The following is a 15,354-nucleotide window of genomic DNA, read 5'->3' as shown; positions in this document are numbered from 1 at the left end:
ACGCGCCCGTCAACTGGTGCCCCGGCCTGGGCACCGTGCTGGCCAACGAGGAGGTCACCGCCGAGGGCCGCTCCGAGCGCGGCAACTTCCCCGTCTTCAAGGCCAAGCTGCGCCAGTGGAACATGCGGATCACCGCGTACGCCGACCGGCTGCTGGAGGACCTGGACGCGCTGGACTGGCCCGAGGCCATCAAGCTGCAGCAGCGCAACTGGATCGGCCGCTCGGAGGGCGCCCGCGTCGACTTCCCCATCGACGGCGAGCGCATCACCGTCTTCACCACGCGCCCCGACACCCTGTTCGGCGCGACCTACATGGTGCTGGCGCCCGAGCACCCGCTGGTGGAGAAGTTCACCCCGGAGGCCTGGCCCGAGGGCACCCACGAGGTGTGGACCGGCGGCCACGCCACCCCGGCCGAGGCCGTCGCCGCGTACCGCGCGCAGGCCGCCTCGAAGTCCGACGTCGAGCGGCAGGCCGAGGCCAAGGACAAGACCGGCGTCTTCACCGGCGCGTACGCCACCAACCCGGTCAACGGCGAGCAGGTGCCCGTCTTCGTCGCCGACTACGTCCTGATGGGCTACGGCACCGGCGCGATCATGGCAGTGCCGGGCCACGACAGCCGTGACTTCGCGTTCGCGCGCGCCTTCGAACTGCCGATCCGCTGCGTGGTCGAGCCGACCGACGACCGGGGCACGGACCCGGCCACGTGGGACGACGCCTTCGTGTCGTACGACGCGAAGATCGTGAACTCCACCGGTGCGGACGTCTCCCTGGACGGCCTGGGCGTCGTCGAGGCCAAGGCGCGCATCACCGAGTGGCTGGAGAGCAGGGGCTACGGCGAGGGCACCGTCAACTTCCGGCTGCGCGACTGGCTGTTCAGCCGCCAGCGCTACTGGGGCGAGCCCTTCCCGATCGTCTACGACGAGGACGGCATCGCCCACGCCCTGCCCGAGTCGATGCTGCCGCTGGAGCTGCCCGAGGTCGAGGACTACTCGCCGCGCACCTTCGACCCGGACGACGCGGACACCCAGCCCGAGACGCCGCTGTCGCGCAACGAGGACTGGGTCAACGTCACCCTGGACCTGGGCGACGGACCGAAGAAGTACCGCCGCGAGACCAACACCATGCCCAACTGGGCCGGTTCCTGCTGGTACGAGCTGCGCTACCTGGACCCGCACAACTCCGAGAAGCTGGTCGACCCGGCCGTCGAGCGGTACTGGATGGGCCCGCGCGAGGGCATGCCGCACGGCGGCGTCGACCTGTACGTCGGCGGCGCCGAGCACGCCGTGCTGCACCTGCTGTACGCGCGCTTCTGGTCCAAGGTGCTGTACGACCTGGGCCACGTGTCGTCGGCGGAGCCGTTCCACAAGCTGTTCAACCAGGGCATGATCCAGGCCTACGTCTACCGCGACAGCCGGGGCATCGCCGTGCCGGCCGCCGAGGTGGAGGAGCGCGACGGCGCCTACTACTACCAGGGCGAGAAGGTCTCCCGGCTGCTGGGCAAGATGGGCAAGTCCCTGAAGAACGCGGTCACCCCGGACGAGATCTGCGCCGAGTACGGGGCCGACACGCTGCGCCTGTACGAGATGGCGATGGGCCCGCTGGACGTGTCGCGCCCCTGGGACACCCGCGCGGTGGTCGGTCAGTTCCGGCTGCTGCAGCGACTGTGGCGCAACATCGTCGACGAGGCGACCGGCGAGGTCACCGTCGTCGACGTCGAGGACGCCGACATCGACGAGGACACCCTGCGCGCCCTGCACAAGGCGATCGACGGCGTGCGCGGTGACCTGGAGGGCATGCGCTTCAACACCGCCATCGCCAAGGTCACCGAGCTGAACAACCACCTGACCAAGCGGGGGGGAGCGGTCCCGCGCTCCGTCGCCGAGTCCCTGGTGCTGATGGTCGCGCCGCTGGCCCCGCACATCGCCGAGGAACTGTGGCGCAGGCTGGGGCACACCGACTCGGTCGTCCACCAGGACTTCCCGGTCGCCGACCCGGCGTACGTGGTCGACGAGACCGTGACCTGCGTCGTGCAGATCAAGGGCAAGGTCAAGGCGCGGCTGGAGGTGCCGCCGGGCATCTCCGAGGACGAGCTGGAGAAGATCGCGCTGGCCGACGAGAAGGTCGTCGCCGCGCTGGACGGGGCCGGCATCCGCAAGGTGATCGTCCGGGCGCCCAAGCTGGTGAACATCGTCCCGGCGTGACGCACGCCGGTCGGCGCGGCGTCACGGAGTGATCGTCCGGGGTGATCCGCGCCGTCCGGTGGGGTCGCGCAGGGTGTGACGTCCCAGGTCGGGGTAGTCCCCTACGGGCAGGTTCGGGGTTTCGCAGGAACTCCGGACCTGCCCGCTGCGTTTACCGTTGAAGAGCGGCGCGGAGCGTGCCGGGACAGGCCGAAGGGCCCGGAGGAGGAGCCTCGTGGAAGCAGTGATCGCAGTGTTCGCCCTGCTCTTCGTGGTCTTTCTCGTGCTCGGTGCCTACGCCACGGTGAAGGTCGTCGGCGCGGCCAAGCGCAGTGCCGACCGCCACCTCACCCAGGCCCGACGCACGGTCGAGGACCACACACTGAAGGCCAAGTCCCTCGGCCGTCCCGGCCCGGCCGGTGAGATCGCCGGGCTCCGGCTCGAACTGCGCACCTCCATGCGCGCCACCCAGGACGCGCTGGAGGCGGCCGTCGCCGAGGACGAGTCCCTCAAGGAGTCCCTCGCCCTCTTCCAGCGGCTCAGCGCGCACGGACACGAACTGGACGGCGAACTCAGGCGCCTGGAGTCCGAACCGGACCGTGCCACGCTCGCCGAGCGGCTGCCCGGGCTGCGCGAACGCACCGAGCGCATCACGCAGTCGGCGGACTCCCTGCGCTGGGCGGCCCGCGACCGCGCCCGCCGCTTCGCGGACGACGACCTGGACTCGCTGAGCGCGCAGATCGACATGGAGGCCGGTGCCCTGCGGCACTGGACGACCACGGACCAGCGGTCCGAGCCCCAGCCCGCGCCCTGGCCCGAAGCACCCGCCGCCGACACCCCGACGGCCCGTCCCACCCGGCCGGAAACGCCGCAGTCGGCCGCGTCGCAGCCGGAGCCCGATCCGGTGAGGCCCGCCATCCCACCGCCCGGACCGCGCCCCACCTACCCCTGGCAGAAGAAGCCCCGCCCCGAGAGCACCACTTGAGCACCGTTCGAGTACTGCCCGAGCACCGCCCGAGCACCACTTGACCCGGCCCCACGGCCGAACCGGCCGTGGGGCCGGGCTGCCATGCGGGCACTACGCCAGGTAACCTCCAGCTCATGTCCCGCCATGTCGCGATCGTCACCGATTCAACGGCCTACCTGCCGGCCCGGACGATGGAGCGGCACGGCATCACGGCGGTACCGCTGACCGTGGTCCTCGGCGACCGCGCGCTCGAAGAGGGCACCGAGATCTCCACCCGCTCCCTCGCCCAGGCTTTGCAGAAGCGGCGCCCGGTCACGACCTCGCGGCCCGGCCCCGAGGTCTTCGCCGAGACCTACCGCAAGGTCGCCGAGTCGGGTGCCACCGGCATCGTCTCCCTCCACCTCTCCGCCGAACTCTCCGGCACCTACGACGCGGCGGTCGTCGCGGCGCGCGGGGCGCCGGTGCCGGTGCGGGTGGTGGACACCGGCATGATCGCGATGGCCCTCGGGTTCTGCGCGCTGGCCGCGGCCGAGAGCGCGGAGGCGGGCGGCACGGTGGACGAGGCGGTCACCGCCGCCGAGAAACGGGCGGCGGACACCTCCGCCTACTTCTACGTCGACACCCTGGACTATCTGCGCCGTGGCGGCCGCATCGGCGCCGCGCAGGCCCTGCTGGGCTCGGCGCTCGCGGTGAAGCCGCTGCTGCAGCTGGCGGGCGGCCGTATCGAACCCCTGGAGAAGGTCCGCACCGCGTCCAAGGCGATCGCCCGTCTGGAGGAGATCGCGGCCGAACGGGCGGGCGGTGCCGAGGTCGACATCGCCGTCCACCACCTCGCCGCCCCGGACCGCGCGTCGGCCCTCGCGGACCGGCTGCGGGCCCGGGTGCCGGGGCTGGCCGACCTGCACGTCAGCGAGGTGGGGGCGGTGATCGGGGCGCACACGGGGCCCGGGTTGCTGGGGGTCGTGGTCTCGGCGCGATGAGGCGGGACGGGGCGGCCGACCGCGTGGGCGGCGGGTTCACACGGGTGACGGAGTTGTCCACAACCGGGCGGTAGTCCCCGGAAACCGAGCAAGATCAACGAGGATGCGGCGGGTTGCCCGATCCTCCTCGCATGGCACTTCGACCACGTTCACGCACAGCGACGGCGACCAGCGGCCCGGGCCGCGGCCCCGCGTCCGACGGGCGCGCACGTCATCGCCGGCCGGCCTCGCCCCGGGGAGGGGTGCGGCAGGGACACCGGCACGGACACCGAGAGCGCCACGTGTCGGCGGAGGAACTCCGCCGGCGGGCGGAGGCGCTGTTCGGCGAGGGCGGCAACGGCGGCGCCAGGGGCGGCAGAAGGGCCGGGCGCGTTCCGAGGTGGGTCGTGGACCGTGCGGCGGCGGATCTCCCGCCGGTGCGACCCGGCGGGGGCGCGGTCGCGACGGAGGACGCGGCGGACGGCGTGGACGGCGTGGACCGGAGGCCGCCCGGGGGAGTGCCCGATCCGGTGCGTCCGGTGAGTGGAGAGGTCCGGCGCCGGGAGCGGCTCGGGCTCGCGCTGCGGGAGCGGTTGCCGCTGTGGGTACAGGCGCGGTGCGGGCTGGAACGGCGGAGCGTGGTCGCGCTGTCGGTGCTGCTCGTGGTCGCCGTGGGGTTCGCCGTGCAGCACTTCTGGTCCGGGCGGACCCAGCCGGTGCGGGCGCCGGAGGTGGTGCGGGCGGCCGCGCCCCACGAGGAGCGGGGAAAGGGCGAAGCCGGCCGGGAGGGGAGCGGACCGGGCGCGTCGGCCGGGGCGGTGGAGGCCGGCGGTTCGGCGGGGCCCGGGATCGTGGTCGACGTCAGCGGCAAGGTGCGCGACCCCGGGGTCCATCGTCTGCCGGCCGGTTCACGGGTCGAGGACGCGCTGCGGGCGGCGGGCGGAGTGCGGCCCGGAACGAAGACCGACGGCCTCAACCGCGCCCGGTTCCTGGTGGACGGGGAGCAGGTGGTCGTCGGAGGCCCGGCACCGGTCGCGGGGCCGGTCGCGGGAGGGGGCACCGCGGCTTCCGGCAGTACGGCCGGTGCGTCGACGGGCACCGGGCCCGCGACACCGGTGTCCCTCAACACCGCCACGCCGGACCAGCTCGACGCCCTGCCGGGGGTCGGCCCCGTACTGGCCCAGCACATCATCGACTACCGCACCCGGCACGGCGGTTTCCGTTCCGTGGACGAACTGCGCGAGGTCAACGGCATCGGCGACCGCCGCTTCGCGGACCTGCGCGATCTGGTACGGCCATGACGAACGACACGGACCCGGTGCCGCCGACGGGCTCCCGGTCCGCGGAGCCCGCCACCCGGCAGCCCGTCCACGCCGCGTCCGGACAGCGCCTCGGAGCCGCGCACCCGCGCCAGGAGGCACCGACGGACCTCCGGCTCGTGCCGCCCGCGCTCGCGGCCTGGGCCACGGCGGCGGTGATGCTGCACGCCCCGCCCGGCCGGGTGGTGGGCGCGGTGACCGTTTCCCTGGCGGCGACCGGTCTCCTCCTCGTGCTGGGGCGCGGGCGGTGCCGTGGGGCAGGGCGGCGACGGGCCGCCGTCCGCCCCTCGTCCCCGGCGTCCGGCGTTGCCGTGCTGCTCTGCATCGCCGCTGCCGCCGGCTCCGCGGGCCTGCACGGTGCGGATCTGCGGCGCGGCCCGGTGCCGGCGCTGGCCCGGGAGTACGCCCCGGTGACCGCCGAGCTCGAGATCACCGCCGACCCCCGGCTCACCCGTCCCGGGGTCGGCGGCCCTCACCCGGCGCCGACGGCCGTACTGATCGAGGCCGACGTGCGGCGCGTGGAGAGGCCCGGCACAGTGGCGGCGGTGACCCGGACGCCGGTGCTGGTGATCGTCGACGCGCGTCCGGTCCCGCGAGCCGCCCCGGGCGGACCCGGCGCTGAGCGTTCCCCTTGGCTCGGGCTCCTGCCCTCCACCCGGCTGCGGGTCGAGGCGCGGCTCGCTCCCGCGACGGCGGGCGGCGACCGGGTCGCGGCCGTGCTGCGCGTGAGGGACAGGGACGGACCGGAGATCGTGGGGCGGCCGTCGGGACCGCAGCGACTGGCGGGGCGACTGCGGGCCGGACTGCGGGAGGCGACCGACGGGCTGCCGGCGGACGCGCGGGCGCTGCTGCCGGGGCTGGTCGTGGGCGACACCTCCCGGGTCACACCGGAGCTGGACGAAGCGTTCAGGGAGACCGACCTCACGCACACGCTCGCCGTCTCCGGCGCCAACTTCACCATCCTCCTCGCCCTGCTCCTCGGCCCGCCCGGCCTGGCGCAGCGCGTGGAGCGTCGCGGTCTCGCGCCCCGGCTCGGCATCTCCCTGCGGGCGACGGCGCTGCTGGGCGGGGCGCTGTCCCTCGGCTTCGTCGTCGTGTGCCGGCCGGATCCCAGCGTGCTGCGGGCCGCCGCCTGCGGATCCGTCGCGCTGCTCGCGCTCGCCACCGGCCGCCGCAGATCGCTGATCCCGGCCCTGGCGACGGCCGTCCTGCTCCTGGTGCTCCTCGACCCGTGGCTGGCCCGCAGTTACGGCTTCCTGCTCTCCGTGCTGGCCACCGGAGCCCTGCTCACGCTCGCGCCGCGCTGGAGCGCGGGACTGCGGCGGCGCGGGGTGCCGCCCCGGCTCGCGGAGGCGCTGGCCGCCGCGGGTGCCGCCCAGGCGCTGTGCGCGCCGGTGGTCGCCGTGCTCGCGGCGCGGGTGAGCCTGGTGGCGGTGCCGTGCAATCTGCTCGCGGAGTTCGCGCTCGCGCCGGCCACGGTGCTGGGCTTCGTGGCGCTGGCCACGGCACCGTTCGCGATGCCGGTCGCGAAGGCGCTGGCATGGTGCGCGAGCTGGCCGGTGGAGTGGATCGCGCAGGTCGCCCGGACCGGGGCGGCGCTGCCCGGTGCCGGGGTGGACTGGCCCGGCAGCTGGGCCGGGGCGGCGGCGCTCGGTGCGGTCACCCTGGCCGCGCTGCTCATCGGACGGCGGCTGCTGGGACACCCCTGGTGGTGCGGTGTCTGCGCGCTGCTGCTGGTCGTGGCCGTGGTGCAGCCGCCGCCGCTGACCCGGGTGATCACGGGCTGGCCGCCGCCGGGCTGGCGGATGGTGATGTGCGACGTGGGGCAGGGCGACGCGATGGTGCTGGCGGCGGGCGAAGGCACCGGTGTGGTCGTGGACGCCGGGCCCGACCCGGCCCTCGTGGACCGCTGTCTGCGCTCCCTGGGCATCACCAGGATCCCCCTCGTCGTCCTGACCCACTTCCACGCCGACCACGTGGCGGGCCTGTCCGGGGTCCTGCGCGGACGCTCGGTGGGCGCGATCGGGACGACGGGCTTCGAGGAACCCGCCGACCAGGCCGCTTCCGTACGGAGACTCGCGGCGGCCGAGCGTGTCCCGGTGACGCGTGCCGTCGCCGGGGAGCGGCGGCGCACGGGGGAGTTGTCCTGGGAGGTGGTGTGGCCGCCGCCGGTGACGCCACCGGCGGCGCCGGGCACGCGCCCGCACCCGTCGCCGCCCGTGCCGGAGGGGCCGAACGACGCCAGCGTGGCCATGCTCGTCCGGACCGGAGGGCTGCGCCTGCTGCTGCTCGGGGACCTGGAACCCCCGGCCCAGCGGGCCCTGGCGAGGTCACCGGCGGGCCGGGCGCTGGCGGACGTGGACGTGCTGAAGGTCGCCCACCACGGCTCGGCCTACCAGGACCCGGAACTGATACGGCGGGCGGCGCCGCGGCTGGCGCTGGTGTCGGCGGGGAAGGACAACTCGTACGGACATCCCGCCCCGAGCACGCTCGCCGCGCTGCGGGCCGGGGGAGCGGCGGTGCTGCGGACGGACCGGGACGGGGCGCTGGCGGTGGTCGGCGGAGAGGAGGGAAGCGGCGAGCTGTCGGTGGCGCGGAACTGACGTCCCCCGCTCGCGTCCCCCCGCCTGCCGCCTGCCGCCTGCCGCCTGCCGCCTGCCGCCTGCCGCCCGCCGCTCCCCGGGGCGGGGCGGGGCGTCACGGACCGGCCCGGCGGCGCGGCGCGGCCGTCCCGGCCTCCTTGACCGCGATGATCACATGGAGTCCGCGCGGCCCCGGGGCGTCGTGCGTGACGCGCAGACCGGCGGCCCGGCACTGTGCGGCGACCCAGGCGGAGCCGAGGCGCAGTTTCGGGTAGCTGCCGGTGCGCAGTCGCCAGGTGTCACCGGTACGGGTGTGGATGAGGTCATGGACCGTGACGGTCTCGTCGCCGTACTCCAGGAAGCAGGTCATGATCCGGTCCCGGGTGGCGCGTACGGGCAGGAACCGGGCCTCTCCGGTGAGCGGTGCGGTCAGGTCGCGGTGGGCGAGGACGAGCCGGCCGCCCTCGGCGAGGCCGACGGCGGCGTCCCCGATCAGTTCGGTCACGTCCTGGGCGCGGGGCAGATGGGTGAGCGTGTCGCCCATGCACACCACCGCGCCCAGGCTGCCGGGGCGGGTGTGCTCGGGCAGCACTCCGCGGATGTCGGCGTGCAGCGGGCGGACGGCGTCCCGCGCGTGGTGCGACAGCTCGTCCAGGAGGGCCCTGTTGGCGTCGACCGCCAGGACCGGGGAGAAGCCCAGTTCGGCCAGGGCCAGGCTCTGCGGTCCCGGACCGCAGCCGAGATCGACGGCACGGGTTCCGGCGGGGCCCGGCCGTATCCCCCATCCGTCCAGTAGACGGGCCTGTTCGGAGGCGAGAGCGGCGACATCGCCTCCCAGCATCCAGGTGTAGTGCTCGGCGAGCAGCCGGTCGTAGTGGTCCAAGGCGGTGGTCATGGGCGGGATCCCTTTTCGTCCGGTCGTTCCGGTGGCGGAGCGGGACGTTCAGCCGGCCGATGCGCTCGTGCCGGCCGACGACCGGCCGGCCGCGGCGTCGAGTCGTCGCAGGAAGTCCGCCAGAGCCGCGTCGAACACGTCGGCGCGTTCCAGGTTGGGCAGGTGGGCCGCCCCGTCGACGACGACGAGGGTGGAGTCGGGGAGGAGGCCGTGCAGCGACTCGGCATCGCTGACGGGGGTGTACTCGTCCTCGGCTCCGACGACGACCAGTGCGGGCACCGCGACCCGGGTCAGCAGCGGGCGGTAGTCGGGCCGTTCGGCACGGCCGCGCAGGGCCGCCGCGGCGCCCCGCGGGTCGGTGCGGGTCATCATGCGGTGGACGTGTGCCGCGACGGCCGGGGGCGCGTGGGGCGCGACCATCTTGTACAGCACCTCGTCGGCGTAGCCCCGCATGCCCTCGCGCAGCAGCCGGTCCGCCGTGTCGTTACGGGCCGTGCGTCCCTCCGGGGTCTCGGGTGCGGCGAAGGTGTCGGCGAGCAGCAGGCCGCGGATGCGCTCCGGGAAGCGGGCGTAGCACTCCATGACGATCTGCCCGCCCATCGACAGCCCGCCGAGGACGCACTGCTCCACGCTCAGGGTGTCGAGCAGTTCCTCGATGTCGGCGGCGAACACGGACAACGCCGTGACGCCCGGAGTGACGGGCGACGCGCCGTAGCCGCGCAGGTCGGGTGCGATCACCCGGCGCCCGGGCGAGAAGGCGGCGATCTGCGGTGCCCACATGGTGTGGTCGAAGGGATGGCCGTGGACGAGGACGAGGGGCAGCGCGGAGGCACTCGCGTCCCCCTCGTCCCGGTGTGCGAGACAGGGTGCCATGCGGTCGACCCTAGAAGCGCGCCACTCCTCGGTGCAATCAAAACATTGCTCTCGGTGCAATGCGGCGTCCTGGTGCGGCATCGGGCACCAGGTATCAGGCACCAGGCATCAGGACGGGAGCCCGCCGGTCCCGTGCGGCGTGCCGCGCGCGAGGGAGGCGAGCGTCCGCAGGGCCTGATCGAGCGCCTCGGGCGGTGCCGACGCCAGCCCGAGCCTGACGCAGTCGGCGGCGCCGGACGCGGGAGGGCCCGGTGACCGGGCCGGCACCGGTCCGGTCACCGGCACCGCGAAGGACGGTCCGGGTGTCACCGCGATGCCGCGGGCGGCCGCGGCCGCGGTGAAGGTGTCCGCCCGCCACGGCGCGGGCAGGCGCCACCAGGTGTAGTACGACCGCGGGTCGGCGCGGACGGCGAAGTCCCGCAGGTGCTCGGCGACCAGCCGCTGGCGCCGTGCGGCGTCGGCGCGCTTGGCCGTCACCAACCGGGCGACGGTTCCGTCCGTCATCCACCGCAGGGCCGCTTCGAGCGCGAAGCGCCCCGCCGTCCAGCCGCCCGAGCGCAGTGCCCCGCCCGCCTGCTCGGTCCGTCCCTCGGGGACGACGAGGAAGCCGACGGTGAGGCCCGGTGCGACCCGTTTGGACAGCCCGTCGACCACGTAGGTGAGCTCGGGGGCGAGGGCCGCGAAGGGCTCTGTCTCGTCCGAGAGGAAGGACCAGATGCGGTCCTCGACGACCGGAAGCTCCCATCGGCGCAGGTCGGCGGCCAGTTGCCGACGGCGGTCGGCCGGCATGGTCGCCGACGTCGGGTTGTGCAGGGTCGGTTGCAGGTACAGGGCGGAGAGCGGCGCCGTGCGATGGGCCGCGGCGACGGAGTCGGGACGGATGCCGTCGGCGTCACCGGCGAGGGGGACCAGGGTCACGCCGAGCCGGGCCGCTATCTCCTTGACCAGGGGATAGGTCAGGGCGTCGATCCCCACCCGGCCGCCCGGCCGGACCAGCGCGGCCAGCGCGCCGGCGATCGCCTGGCGGGCGTTTCCGCTGAAGAGGACCTGGTCGGCGGCGGGCTGCCACCCGGCCGTCGCCAGCAGTCCGGCAGCCGCCTCCCGAGCGGCCGGCGTGCCCGTGGCCGGGGCGGTGCGGGTCGCCTCGGCCAGCACGTCCGGGCGCAGCAGCGGTGCCAGGGCGGGGGCGAGGAGGCCGGCCTGATCCGGTGCCGTCGGGTAGTTGAGCTCCAGGTTGACCGGGGCGGTGGTGGCGGGTTCGGTGAGTGCCCGGCCGGACGGCACGGGCGCGGCGCGCACGAACGTGCCGCGGCCGACTTCGCCGACCACCAGTCCGCGCCGGACGAGTTCGGCGTAGACGCGGCCGGCCGTCGACGCGGCGATCCCGCGGCGGCGCGCGAAGGACCGCTGCGGGGGCAGCCGTTGGCCGGGCTTGAGCCGACCGCTGAGGATGTCGGCGGCGATCCGGTCGGCGATCCGCTGGTAGTCGTGCACGAACCGGCTCCTCTGCCACTCGGGGACCGGAGAGCGTACCCCGCAGCCGCAGCCGCAGCCGCAGCCGCAGCCGCAGCCGCAGCCGCAGCCGGGCAGCCGTCGAAGGCGCCGGCGGCCGGCCAAGGGGGCGATGCCCGGCGGGGAGTTGCGACTCGCGCCACACTGAGGGCATGGACGCAACGCGGAAAGACGCCTACCTGCGCCGCCTGGGCGCCGAGCACCCCGCCTCACCCACCACGGACGTGCTGCGCGACCTGCACCTGCGGCATCTGCGGACCGTGCCGTTCGAGAACCTCTCCCTCCACCTCGGCGAGGAGATCGTGCTGGACGAGAAGCGGCTGCTGGACAAGGTGGTGGGGGAGCGGCGGGGCGGGTTCTGCTACGAACTCAACGGTGCCTTCGGCGCGTTGCTCGCCGCGCTCGGTTTCGACGTCACGCTGCTCGCGGCGCGGGTGTACGGCGACGGGGGCCGGCTCGGGATCCCGTACGACCACATGGCGCTGCGGGTGCGGACGGTGGACGGGGGCGACTGGCTGGCCGATGTGGGCTTCGGCGCGCACTGTCATCTGCCGCTGGCGTTCGGGGAGCGGGGGGAGCAGGAGGATCCCGGGGGCACGTTCCGGATCGCCGAGGCGGGTGCCGACGCGGCCGGGGTGCGCGGCGGGCACGAGGCGGTGGAGGCCGCGGACCTGGACGTGAGCCGGAACGGGCGGCCGGTGTACCGCCTGGAGGTGCGGCCGCGGGCGCTCGGCGACTTCACGGTCGGCGCGTGGTGGCACAGCACGTCGCCGGCCTCGCACTTCACCCGGTCGCTGGTCTGCTCGCGGATCACCGAGGACGGCGGGAGGATCACGCTCAGCGGCCGGCGGTTCACGGTCACGGCGCCGGACGGGACGCGCGAGGAGCGGGTGCTGGGGGCGGACGAGGAGGTGCTCGCGGTGTACCGGGACCGGTTCGGGATCAGGCAGGAGACGGTGCCGACCGTGCGGGGCACCGGACCCGGGGCCTGACCCCGTGCCGGACAATGGCGCACGTGAGTGATGTGCGACATGTGCTGGTGCTGCCCGACCGTGATGCCGCCGAGGAGGCGGCCCAGGCCCTCGGGGAACGGTTCGGCGTGGAGGAGGAGCCGCAGCTGGTGCGGGACGCGCTGGCCGGTGAGGACGACGCGGAGGACGCGCAGTGGCTCGTCGTCCTGCGGGACGAGTCCGGGCGGCTGGACGCCGAGGAGCTGAACGAGTTCGCGGCGGAGTGGGAGGGCTGGCGGGAGGATCCGTAGGAGGACCGGAAGCGGAGCCGGGGCCACCGGAGGGCCGGGAGCGGCGCGGAGCCGTCCGGGGGTGTTGTCGGTGGTCCGTGGGATGCTTGTCGCGATGGCCAGGAAGACCGCTTCTGACGACCCTCTCGCCCCCGTGACGCTCGCCGTGGGCCAGGAGGACCTGCTGCTCGACCGTGCCGTGCGGGAGGTGGTGGCCGCCGCGAAGGCCACCGACGCCGACACGGACGTCCGTGACCTGACCCCGGACCAGCTCCAGCCCGGCACCCTCGCCGAGCTGACGAGCCCGTCGCTCTTCGCGGAGCGCAAGGTCGTGGTCGTGCGAGACGCGCAGGATCTGTCGGCCGACACCGTCAAGGACGTGAAGGCGTACCTCGGGGCGCCCGCCGAGGAGATCACGCTGGTGCTGCTGCACGCGGGCGGCGCCAAGGGCAAGGGGCTGCTCGACGCGGCGCGCAAGGCGGGGGCGCGGGAGGTGGCGTGCCCGAAGATGACGAAGCCGGCGGACCGGCTGGCCTTCGTGCGGGGCGAGTTCCGCACCGCCGGGAGATCGGCCACGCCGGAGGCGTGCCAGGCGCTGGTCGACGCCATCGGCAGCGATCTGCGGGAGCTGGCCTCGGCGGTGTCCCAGCTGGTCGCGGACGTCGAGGGGACGATCGACGAGGTGGTCGTCGGGCGGTACTACACCGGGCGGGCCGAGGCATCGAGCTTCACGGTCGCCGACCGGGCGGTCGAGGGACGCGCGGCGGAGGCGCTGGAGGCCCTGCGCTGGTCACTGGCGACCGGGGTGGCGCCGGTGCTGATCACCAGCGCGCTGGCCCAGGGCGTGCGGGCCATCGGGAAGCTGCAGTCGGCGCGCGGCGGCCGGCCGGGAGACCTGGCCCGTGAGCTGGGCATGCCGCCGTGGAAGATCGACCGGGTGCGGCAGCAGATGCGCGGCTGGACCCCGGACGGCGTGGCCGTGGCGCTGCGGGCGGTCGCCGAGGCCGACGCGGGGGTCAAGGGCGGCGGGGACGACCCCGAGTACGCGCTGGAGAAGGCGGTCGTCGCCATCGCGCGCGCGGCGCGGTCGAGAGGGCGGGCGTAGCACCCGGCGCGCGGTCCGTGATCGAGTCGCCCTCCGCTCCCCGGAGAGGAGAATCGGACGTGTCAGCCGCAGGTCGCCCAGGTACGGAGAGGTGGCGAGCGACATGGCTGAGCACCCGAACGCACAGCTCGTCCGCAAGGGCTACGAGGCCTTCGTGCGCGGGGACACGGACACCCTGCGCGGACTGATGGCGGCGGACGCCACACACCACATGCCCGGGACCGGGATCCTCTCGGGCGACTTCAAGGGGCAGGACGCGATCCTCGACATGTACCGGCGGCTCGGTGAGGAGACCGACGGGACGTTCAGGGTCGAGTTGCGTCAGGTCCTCGTCGACGGCCGGGGCCACGCGGTGTCCCTGCACCACGTCACGGCAGACCGGCGGGGCAAGCACCTGGACGAGGACGGAGGCATCGTCTTCCGGATCGTCGGGGACAAGATCACCGACCTCGACGAGTGCGTCGCGGACCTCGACGTGGCGAACGACTTCTGGTCGTAGCGGTCCGGTCGTGACGCCGGGGACGCGAAGACCCCGCCCGTCGCCCTGGGGAAGGGCGAGGGGCGGGGTCCTCGGCTGAAACCGGTGAGCCCGTACCCGCGTGGCGAACGCAGGCCGCGTACGAGCTCGGGGTGCCGGTCGGGGGCGGATGAGAGAGGGCCCGCCCGGGTCCTTCCGGCGATCAGGTCAGATCAGGGAAGTGATCAGCCCTTGAGGGCCGCGACCTTCTGCGCCAGCGCCGACTTCTTGTTGGCGGCCTGGTTCTTGTGGATGACGCCCTTGGAGACGGCCTTGTCGAGCTGACGCGCGGCAGCGCGCTGGTACTCGGTGGCCTTCTCGACGTCACCCGCGGCAACGGCCTCACGGGCCTTGCGGATCGCGGTCTTCAGAGAGGACTTGACGGCCTTGTTGCGCAGCCGGGCCTTCTCGTTGGTCTTGTTCCGCTTGATCTGGGACTTGATGTTCGCCACGAATGAGCCTTTTCAGGTTCTGGCACGGGGCCGCACGGGTGCCGCACGGATTCGTACCGATGAGTTACCGGTGATTTCTTGGGTCGTGCCTCGCGCTGAGAGGGCATGAGACACAGCCCCCCACACTACCAGCGGGCCGTTCCGCGGCCCAAACCCGTCCCAGGTCCCCACCCGTGGGACCATGGAGGCTACGTATCGATCCGACCCGAGACCGCAGACGGACAAGCACACGTATGCGGACGCCTCAAGAATCAGGACCCTGCGTGCCCGCGATCCCTAGCCATGTGCCCGAGCCGAGCCGTACCGACCCGGCTCTGATCCGCAATTTCTGCATCATCGCGCACATCGACCACGGCAAGTCCACGCTCGCCGACCGGATGCTCCAGCTGACCGGTGTGGTCGAGCAGCGGCAGATGCGCGCTCAGTACCTCGACCGCATGGACATCGAGCGCGAGCGCGGCATCACGATCAAGTCCCAGGCGGTGCGGTTGCCGTGGGCGCCCACCCACGACAAGGGCAACACGCACATCCTCAACATGATCGACACCCCCGGGCACGTCGACTTCACCTACGAGGTCTCGCGGTCGCTCGCCGCCTGCGAGGGCACGATCCTGCTGGTGGACGCCGCCCAGGGCATCGAGGCGCAGACCCTCGCCAACCTGTACCTGGCGATGGAGAACGACCTCACGATCATCCCGGTGCTCAACAAGATCGACCTGCCGGCCGCGCAGCCGGAGAAGTTCGCCGAGGAGC

At 73.9% G+C, this 15,354-nt stretch carries 14 protein-coding genes; 10 read left to right on the top strand and 4 right to left on the bottom strand.

Annotated features, from left to right (window positions below; translation table 11 throughout):
* From leuS to RIM90_RS25005, 5 genes are all read left to right on the top strand, one after another.
* Window positions 1–2,201, top strand: a 2,201-nt coding sequence (gene leuS, locus RIM90_RS25025; RefSeq protein ID WP_309063016.1) for a leucine--tRNA ligase, incomplete at its 5' end; no start/stop codon positions are given.
* Between the two features lie 214 nt (window positions 2,202–2,415).
* The gene (locus tag RIM90_RS25020) at window positions 2,416–3,165 is read left to right on the top strand and encodes a hypothetical protein (RefSeq protein ID WP_309063015.1); all 750 of its coding nucleotides are present in this window, start codon (window positions 2,416–2,418) and stop codon (window positions 3,163–3,165) included.
* A gap of 116 nt (window positions 3,166–3,281) precedes the next feature.
* Window positions 3,282–4,127 (top strand): DegV family protein, encoded by an 846-nt coding sequence (locus RIM90_RS25015; protein WP_309063014.1) that lies wholly within the window; start codon window positions 3,282–3,284, stop codon window positions 4,125–4,127.
* A 131-nt stretch (window positions 4,128–4,258) separates the two neighbouring features.
* A complete protein-coding gene (locus tag RIM90_RS25010; RefSeq protein WP_375165544.1) occupies window positions 4,259–5,407 on the top strand; it encodes a helix-hairpin-helix domain-containing protein in 1,149 nt (382 codons plus the stop codon).
* Window positions 5,404–8,028, top strand: coding sequence for a ComEC/Rec2 family competence protein (locus RIM90_RS25005; protein ID WP_309063012.1), 2,625 nt, complete (start codon window positions 5,404–5,406; stop codon window positions 8,026–8,028). Before RIM90_RS25010 ends, RIM90_RS25005 begins: the two co-directional genes overlap by 4 nt.
* 94 nt (window positions 8,029–8,122) lie before the next feature.
* Here the strand turns inward: RIM90_RS25005 and RIM90_RS25000 are convergent, their stop codons facing one another.
* From RIM90_RS25000 to RIM90_RS24990, 3 genes are all read right to left on the bottom strand, one after another.
* Complete coding sequence (locus RIM90_RS25000; protein WP_309063011.1) at window positions 8,123–8,902, bottom strand: class I SAM-dependent methyltransferase; 780 nt, start codon at window positions 8,900–8,902, stop codon at window positions 8,123–8,125.
* Window positions 8,903–8,950: 48 nt separating this feature from the next.
* Window positions 8,951–9,775: an alpha/beta hydrolase gene (locus tag RIM90_RS24995; RefSeq protein ID WP_309063010.1), complete on the bottom strand. Its 825-nt coding sequence runs from the start codon at window positions 9,773–9,775 to the stop codon at window positions 8,951–8,953.
* Window positions 9,776–9,883: 108 nt separating this feature from the next.
* On the bottom strand, window positions 9,884–11,269 hold the full coding sequence (locus tag RIM90_RS24990; protein ID WP_309063009.1) for a PLP-dependent aminotransferase family protein: 1,386 nt from the start codon (window positions 11,267–11,269) through the stop codon (window positions 9,884–9,886).
* Between the two features lie 170 nt (window positions 11,270–11,439).
* Between RIM90_RS24990 and RIM90_RS24985 the strand changes: the two genes are divergently transcribed.
* The 4 genes from RIM90_RS24985 to RIM90_RS24970 all read left to right on the top strand — a co-directional run bounded on the left by RIM90_RS24985 (window position 11,440) and on the right by RIM90_RS24970 (window position 14,131).
* A complete protein-coding gene (locus RIM90_RS24985) occupies window positions 11,440–12,279 on the top strand; it encodes an arylamine N-acetyltransferase (RefSeq protein ID WP_309063008.1) in 840 nt (279 codons plus the stop codon).
* 23 nt (window positions 12,280–12,302) lie between these two features.
* Window positions 12,303–12,548: a hypothetical protein gene (locus tag RIM90_RS24980; RefSeq protein ID WP_309063007.1), complete on the top strand. Its 246-nt coding sequence runs from the start codon at window positions 12,303–12,305 to the stop codon at window positions 12,546–12,548.
* A 94-nt stretch (window positions 12,549–12,642) separates the two neighbouring features.
* Window positions 12,643–13,632, top strand: a complete 990-nt coding sequence (gene holA, locus RIM90_RS24975) for a DNA polymerase III subunit delta (RefSeq protein WP_309063006.1) — start codon at window positions 12,643–12,645, stop codon at window positions 13,630–13,632.
* A 103-nt stretch (window positions 13,633–13,735) separates the two neighbouring features.
* Window positions 13,736–14,131 (top strand): nuclear transport factor 2 family protein, encoded by a 396-nt coding sequence (locus tag RIM90_RS24970; protein WP_309063005.1) that lies wholly within the window; start codon window positions 13,736–13,738, stop codon window positions 14,129–14,131.
* A 203-nt stretch (window positions 14,132–14,334) separates the two neighbouring features.
* Here the strand turns inward: RIM90_RS24970 and rpsT are convergent, their stop codons facing one another.
* Window positions 14,335–14,601 carry a 30S ribosomal protein S20 gene (gene rpsT, locus RIM90_RS24965; RefSeq protein WP_309063004.1) on the bottom strand — a complete coding sequence of 89 codons (267 nt, stop codon included), beginning with the start codon at window positions 14,599–14,601 and terminating at the stop codon, window positions 14,335–14,337.
* 263 nt (window positions 14,602–14,864) lie between these two features.
* On the opposite strand from rpsT, the gene RIM90_RS24960 reads away from it, so the two are divergent.
* On the top strand, window positions 14,865–15,354 hold a 490-nt coding region (locus tag RIM90_RS24960; protein ID WP_309063003.1), incomplete at its 3' end, for a GTP-binding protein.

It is taken from the genome of Streptomyces sp., assembly GCF_031181555.1.
GTDB lineage: Bacteria > Actinomycetota > Actinomycetes > Streptomycetales > Streptomycetaceae > Streptomyces > Streptomyces fimbriatus.
This window is presented reverse-complemented; position numbering and strand designations above follow the sequence as displayed.

What these genes read in the sequence shown, in the direction of transcription:
- RIM90_RS25015 (WP_309063014.1), top strand. Translation starts at nt 3,282, where the DNA reads ATGTCCCGCCATGTCGCGATCGTCACCGATTCAACGGCCTACCTGCCG.
- RIM90_RS25010 (WP_375165544.1), top strand. Translation starts at nt 4,259, where the DNA reads ATGGCACTTCGACCACGTTCACGCACAGCGACGGCGACCAGCGGCCCG.
- RIM90_RS25005 (WP_309063012.1), top strand. Translation starts at nt 5,404, where the DNA reads ATGACGAACGACACGGACCCGGTGCCGCCGACGGGCTCCCGGTCCGCG.
- RIM90_RS25000 (WP_309063011.1), bottom strand. Translation starts at nt 8,902, where the DNA reads ATGACCACCGCCTTGGACCACTACGACCGGCTGCTCGCCGAGCACTAC.
- RIM90_RS24995 (WP_309063010.1), bottom strand. Translation starts at nt 9,775, where the DNA reads ATGGCACCCTGTCTCGCACACCGGGACGAGGGGGACGCGAGTGCCTCC.
- RIM90_RS24985 (WP_309063008.1), top strand. Translation starts at nt 11,440, where the DNA reads ATGGACGCAACGCGGAAAGACGCCTACCTGCGCCGCCTGGGCGCCGAG.
- holA (WP_309063006.1), top strand. Translation starts at nt 12,643, where the DNA reads ATGGCCAGGAAGACCGCTTCTGACGACCCTCTCGCCCCCGTGACGCTC.
- RIM90_RS24970 (WP_309063005.1), top strand. Translation starts at nt 13,736, where the DNA reads ATGGCTGAGCACCCGAACGCACAGCTCGTCCGCAAGGGCTACGAGGCC.